Source organism: Streptomyces silaceus (genome assembly GCF_001419745.1).
Classification (GTDB): Bacteria; Actinomycetota; Actinomycetes; order Streptomycetales; family Streptomycetaceae; genus Streptomyces; species Streptomyces silaceus.
Window position 1 is genome coordinate 1 of the sequence record NZ_LIRJ01000442.1, and the last position, 6,063, is coordinate 6,063.

The window sequence follows — 6,063 nt, forward strand, 5'->3', positions numbered from 1 at the left end:
CCCCTTCTCCCCCGAGCCGTACACCACCTGGCACCTGGTCCGCGCCGCCCTGGAGGCGCTCGCGGGCGGCGCCCTCCTCGTCCTCGCGTACTCCGGCACCAGCTCCGCCGTGACCCAGTTGCCGCGCTCCGGCAAGCTCGCGTACGGCGTGCTCGTGCTGCTCGCGCTCGTGGTCCGGCGGCGCTTCCCCGTGGGCGGTCTGCTCGCGCTGGCCGCGCTCGCGGGGGCGATGCCGCCGGCCGGGCTGCTCGTCGCGGTGGCGGCGTACCCGGCGGCGCGGCAGCTGGCCCAGCCGCGCCGCAGGGTGGCCGTGCTGCTCACCGCGTCCGCACTGACGATGCTGGTGGCGACGGTGACCGCGCGGCCGTTCGCGGTGGGCAGCTGGCAGTTCGGGCTCGCGCTCGGCTCGATGCTCGCGGCGGTCACCGTGATCGTGCCGGGTCTGGTCGGCACGGCGGCCGGCCAGCAGGACCGGCTGGTGCGGGCGCTGCGGGAGCGCACCGCGGCGGCCGAGCAGGCACGCCGCCTCGCCGACAGCGAGTCCCGCATCCACGAGCGGTCGCGGATCGCCGCCGAGATGCACGACCTGGTGGGCCACCGCCTCAGCCTGATCTCGCTGCACGCGGGCGGCCTCGAACTGGCGCTCTCCCAGCAGGCGCCCGAGCTGCGCGACGAGGCGACGCTGCTGCGCAAGGCCACCCGGGACGCGATGAACGAACTGCGCGAGGTCCTCGGCGTGCTCGGCCCGCTGGGGCGCGACACCGGCACGAACGCCCTCACCGACGCGACCGGCACCCGCCCCGACATCGAGGCCCTGATCGAGGAGTCGCGCGGCGGCGGCATCCCGGTGACGCTCGACTGGCGGGGCCCCGACCTGGGCACGGCCGAGGGCCCGTCGGTGCGCAGGGCGGTGCACCGGGTCGTCCGCGAGTCGCTGACGAACGTGCACCGGTACGCGACCGGGGCGCCGGTCGCCGTGACGGTCACGCACTCCGACGAACGGGTGGAGATCGTCGTACGCAACGAGGCGCCGCCGGAGCCCCCGTCGGCAGCGACGGGCCTCGGCACCGGGCGCGGTCTGGTCGGGCTGCGGGAGCGGGTGGCGCTGCTGGGCGGCACGTTCGCTTCGGGGGCGGTGCCCGGCGGGGGCTTCGAGGTGACGGCGGCGATCCCGACGGGGCCCGGGGCGTGCGCGGACGGCACGGGCCGGGGCGGTGGCGACGGCGGTGAGGAGCTGCCGGGGCCGCCGCTGCCGGACACGAGCGCCGAGGAGGGCGCGGTCGGCGGGCTGCCGGGGCGGATCGCGGGCGTGCTCACGACGCTGCTCGGGATGGGCGGCGTCGCCCTGATGCTCGGCCTCGGCCTGGGCCTCGTGACCCAGGCGCAGCCGGGCCCGGACCTGGCGGAGCGCCAGGAGGTGCGCGTCGGGATGTCGAAGGAGGAGGTGGAGCGTTCGGTGCCGCTGGACAGCGACGCGGTACGGGCGGCGGCGGCCGGCCGTGAACCGGCGCGGCCCGCGGGGACGACGAGCTGTCTCTATCCGAACGTGGGGGGCGGCGCGGACGAGGAGTCGGACACGGCCCGTTTCGCGGTGACTCGCTACTGTTTCGACCATGATGTTCTGACGTCCGTCGACCACTTCACGGTGCCGTTGGCCCGACCGTAGGAACGCGGTGCGCGGTACACGGCGCCCGACCCGAGACCGCAGGAACCAAGAACCAGGAACCAGGAACGAGGAGCACCCATGACGACGCCAGCGACGATCCGCGTCCTGCTCGCCGACGACGAGGAGATGATCCGGCACGGCGTCCGCATGATCCTCCAGCACGCCGACGGCATCGAGGTGGTCGGCGAGGCCGTGAACGGCGCGGAGGCGGTCACGCTCGCCGCCGAGCTCCACCCCGACGTCGCCCTCGTCGACATCCGCATGCCCGTCCTCGACGGCCTCGCGGCGATCGGCCCGCTGACCGAGCTGGACCCTCGGCCGCAGGTCGTCATGCTCACCACGTTCGGCGACGAGGAGAACGTGACGCGGGCCCTGCGGGCGGGCGCGGGCGGCTTCCTCCTCAAGGACGAGGGCCCGGACGAGCTGATCCGCGCGGTGCGGGCGGCGGCGGCCGGCGACGCGGTGCTGTCGCCCGGCGTGACCGGGACGGTCATCAAGCGGATGCTGGAGGGCGGCGCCCCTGCGGCACCGTCCGGCTCGTCCGCGGCACCCTCGCCGGACGCCCGCCTGGCCGCCCTCACCGACCGGGAGCGCGAGGTGCTCGCCATGCTCGGGGCGGGCCTGCCGAACCTGGAGATCGGCCTGCGGCTCGGCATCGGCGTGGGCACGGTCAAGACGCACGTGGCCGCGGTCCTCGACAAGACGGGCAGCGACAGCCGGGTGCAGGCGGCGCTGCTCGCGCATCAGGCGGGGCTGGCGTCGTGAGCGCCGACGAGCGACAACTCCCTTCCTGACGACCTCACTTCAGCTCTACGTACACCCGTCAGCTACGTACGCGCGACGATCCCCGCCAGCACGCCCAACGCCTCGCCCAGCACGTCCGGCGGAGGCGACGCGAGCCCGATGCGCACCGCGTCGGGCGCGCGGTGGCCGCCTGCCCCGGAGGCGGAGCCCGCGGGGCCCGAGGAGCCGGTGGAGCCCACCGCGAAGGCCGAGCCCGGTGTGACGGCGACGCCGCGCTCGGCCGCTGCCGCGACGAAGGTGTCGGCGCGCCACGGCGAGGGCAGCTCCCACCAGCAGTAATAGGCGCGGGGATCCGTACGGAACCGCCCCCTCACACCCGCGTCGAGCAGCCGCTCCCGCACGATCCGATGGCGTACGGCCGCGTCGGCGCGCTTGGCCTCCACGAGCGCCGTCACGGTCCCGTCGGCGGCCCACCGCACGGCCGCCTCCAGGTTGAACGCCGCCGCGGTCCACGCCCCCGACCGCAGACTGCGCTCCAGGGCGTCCCGGTGCCCCGGCGGCGCGGTGAGCATCCCGACGGTCAGGCCGGGGGCGAGCCGCTTGGAGAGGCTGTCGACGAAGACGACGCGCTCGGGCAGCCGGGCGGCGAGCGGCGCGGGCGCGTCGTCGGCGAGGAACCCCCAGGTGCCGTCCTCCACGACGGGCAGCCCCAATTCGTCGACGACGGAGACGAGTTGGCGTCGCCGCTCCTCCCCCGCCGTCACCGACAGCGGGTTCTGGAGGGTCGGCTGGACGTAGACGGCGCTGAGGGAGGCGGCGCGATGGGCGGCGGCGAGCGCGTCGGGCAGCATGCCCTGCCCGTCCACGGCGACGGGCACGAGGCGCAGGCCGAGTTGCCCGGCGATGGCCTTCACCAGGGGATACGTCACTTCCTCGACGCCGACGCGCCCGCCGGGCCCGGCGAGCGAGGAGAGCGCGGCGGCGATGGCCTGCCGGCTGTTGCCGGCGAAGAGCACCCGCTCGGGCTCGGGCCGCCAGCCGCTCCGGGCGAGCACGTCGGCGGCGGCCTCACGGGCCTGCGGGGTCCCGGCGGGAGCGGCGGTGCGGGTCGCCTCCGTCAGTACGTCGGGCCGCAGCAGCGGCGCGAGGGACCGCCCCATGAGCTCGGACTGCCCTGCGACAACGGGGTAGTTGAGCTCAAGATTGACGGCGGCGGGCGCGGGCGGACCGGCCGGCCCCTCGGTCAGGGCGGCGCCGCCGGGGTGCGGTTCGGCGGCCCGCACGAACGTCCCGCGCCCCACTTCGCCGACGACGAGACCGCGCCGGACGAGCTCGCCGTACACGCGGATGGCGGTGGAGTTGGCGATGCGTCGGCGCCGGGCGAAGAGGCGCTGGGGCGGCAGCTGCTGCCCGGGGCTCAGGACCCCGTCCTCGATCTCCCGGGCCACCTCGTCGGCGACCCGCCGATAGTCCTCCCGAGCCATCCCACCCCCAAGTCCACCGCACCGACACGGCACTGGCACCGCAGCCGCATCGCGCGGCCCTCGCATGACACCGCACCCGCATCGCATCTGCATTGCCTGCACTGCACCCGCAGCGCACCCGCATTGCACCGAGAGCAAAGATCCTATTGCACCGCCGACGAGGCCGCGCCTAGCCTCCCCTCATGGCAACCGCGCAGCTCAACGGCATCACGATCGGTTACGACGACGAGGGCGAGGCAGGCGCTCCGGCCCTCGTCCTCCTGCACGGCCACCCCTTCGACCGCTCCATGTGGGCGCCGCAGCTCACCGCGTTCTCCACGACGCACCGCGTCATCGCCCCGGACCTCCGCGGCTACGGCGCGACGACCGTCGTCCCCGGCACCACCGCGTTCGCCACGTTCGCCGAGGACGTCGCGGCGCTCCTCGACCACCTGGGCGTACGGGAGTTCGCCCTCGGCGGTCTGTCCATGGGAGGCCAGATCGCGATGGAGTGCCACCGCCTGTTCCCCGAGCGCCTCACGGGCCTGCTCCTCGCGGACACCTTCGCGACGGCCGAGACGCCCGAGGGCAAGGTGTTCCGCAACGCCCTCGCCGACCGCCTCGTCGCCGAGGGCATGAAGGGGTACGCGGACGAGGTCCGGGACAAGATGGTGGCCCCGTACAACACGGAGGCGTCCGCGTACGTCCACCGGATGATGCTGGCCGCCCCGCCCGAGGGAGCGGCGGCGGCCCTGCGCGGCCGCGCCGAACGCCTCGACTACCAGGCCCTGTTGACCCGGGTCACGGTCCCGTCCCTGGTCGTCGTGGGCCGCGACGACACGTACACCCCGGTCGCCGACGCCGAGTCCCTGCACGCCGCGCTCCCCGACTCCGTCCTGCACGTCGTGGAGTCGTCGGCCCACATGCCGAACCTGGAACGCCCCGCCGACTTCGACGCGGCGGTCCGCGTCTGGCTCGCCCGCATCTGACGCCGCTTCCCCAAGAGGGGAGTTTTCACCACCGACTTCCTCGCCCGCGCCACTCGATAATGAGTGCGCGGACCGCATGAAACCGCAGTTCACATGCAGCATGCGAGGGGGAGTCCATGGGTGGCACGAGTCGTGAAACGGAATGCTCGCGAGCGGGTCAGGGGACGGCAGAGGGTTCCAGGGTCGGGGCCGCGGCCTTCAAGCGGTCGCTCCTGCTGTGGCGATTGTCCTTCAGGGCGTGCTGGGTGTCGCTGTGGGTCGGACACGTCGAGCTCCTCGGCGGGAGCCGGGCCACGGCACGGCTGCTCCCCGCCCCCATGCGGCGGCTGCGGCGGCTCGCCGACCGCCAGCGCGCGCTGGCCGAGCAGTGGTCGGGCCGCGCCTTCCCGGCGCCGTACCGCGCACTGCCGACCGCCACCGCCGGCGACCCCGTCGCCGCCGGCCTCGCCCTCCGCGCCCAACTCGCGGGCCGCGAGGGCCAGGTGTGGCGGGACCGGCGCTGGGCCAGGCTCGATCCGTGGGTCGGCGGGATCGTCGCCTTCGGGCCGCTCGCCCTGGTCCTGAGCGGGGTGTGGGGGCTGGTCACCGCGGTGTTCGGGGCGCGGCTGTCCGAGGAGTGGGGCAACATCTGGTACCTCTTCGTACCGGTCCACGACTGGCCCACCGCCGTCCTCGCCGGGGTGCTCGGCGTCCTCCAGTTCCCGCTCGCGTTCCACTGGGCCGCGCCGCGTGCCGTCCGGCTGCACGAGCACTGGCTGCGCTCGATGCTCGCGCCCAGCGAGGGCGAACTGCGCGCGGAGATGGCCCAGATGGCGGACCGCATCGACCATCTGACCACCACCCGGTCCGCCGCCATGGACACCCAGATGGCGGAGATCCGCCGCATCGAGCGCGATCTGCACGACGGCGCGCAGGTCCGGCTCGTGGCGATGGGCATGACCCTCGACGCCGCCGAGCACCTCCTCGAATCCAACCCCGAGGCCGTCCCCGCGCTCCTCGCCGAGGCCCGCGAGAACTCCGCCAAGGCGCTCCAGGAACTGCGCGACCTGGTCCGCGGCATCCATCCGCCGGTCCTCGCGGACCGCGGACTCGCGGACGCCGTACGGTCGTTGGCGCTGATCAGCCCGCTGCGGACCGAGGTGCACGCCGAGCTGCCCGCCCGGCCCGAAGCGCCGGTCGAGTCGGCCGCGTACTTCGCGGT

At 74.8% G+C, this 6,063-nt stretch carries 5 protein-coding genes; 4 read left to right on the top strand and 1 reads right to left on the bottom strand.

Annotated elements, in window-relative coordinates; genetic code table 11:
* Both AOK22_RS33270 and AOK22_RS33275 read left to right on the top strand, forming a co-directional pair.
* Positions 1-1,666, top strand: a 1,666-nt coding sequence (locus AOK22_RS33270; protein WP_341845628.1) for a histidine kinase, incomplete at its 5' end; no start/stop codon positions are given.
* Positions 1,667-1,744: 78 nt separating this feature from the next.
* Entirely contained in the window at positions 1,745-2,431 is a 687-nt protein-coding gene (locus AOK22_RS33275) for a response regulator (protein WP_055702437.1), read from the top strand.
* Positions 2,432-2,493: 62 nt separating this feature from the next.
* On the opposite strand, the gene AOK22_RS33280 is transcribed toward AOK22_RS33275, so the two are convergent.
* Complete coding sequence (locus tag AOK22_RS33280) at positions 2,494-3,894, bottom strand: aminotransferase-like domain-containing protein (RefSeq protein WP_055702438.1); 1,401 nt, start codon at positions 3,892-3,894, stop codon at positions 2,494-2,496.
* A 182-nt stretch (positions 3,895-4,076) separates the two neighbouring features.
* Between AOK22_RS33280 and AOK22_RS33285 the strand changes: the two genes are divergently transcribed.
* Positions 4,077-4,862, top strand: a complete 786-nt coding sequence (locus AOK22_RS33285; RefSeq protein WP_079036982.1) for an alpha/beta fold hydrolase — start codon at positions 4,077-4,079, stop codon at positions 4,860-4,862.
* 245 nt (positions 4,863-5,107) lie between these two features.
* Positions 5,108-6,063, top strand: a 956-nt coding sequence (locus AOK22_RS33290; RefSeq protein ID WP_055702439.1) for a sensor histidine kinase, incomplete at its 3' end; no start/stop codon positions are given.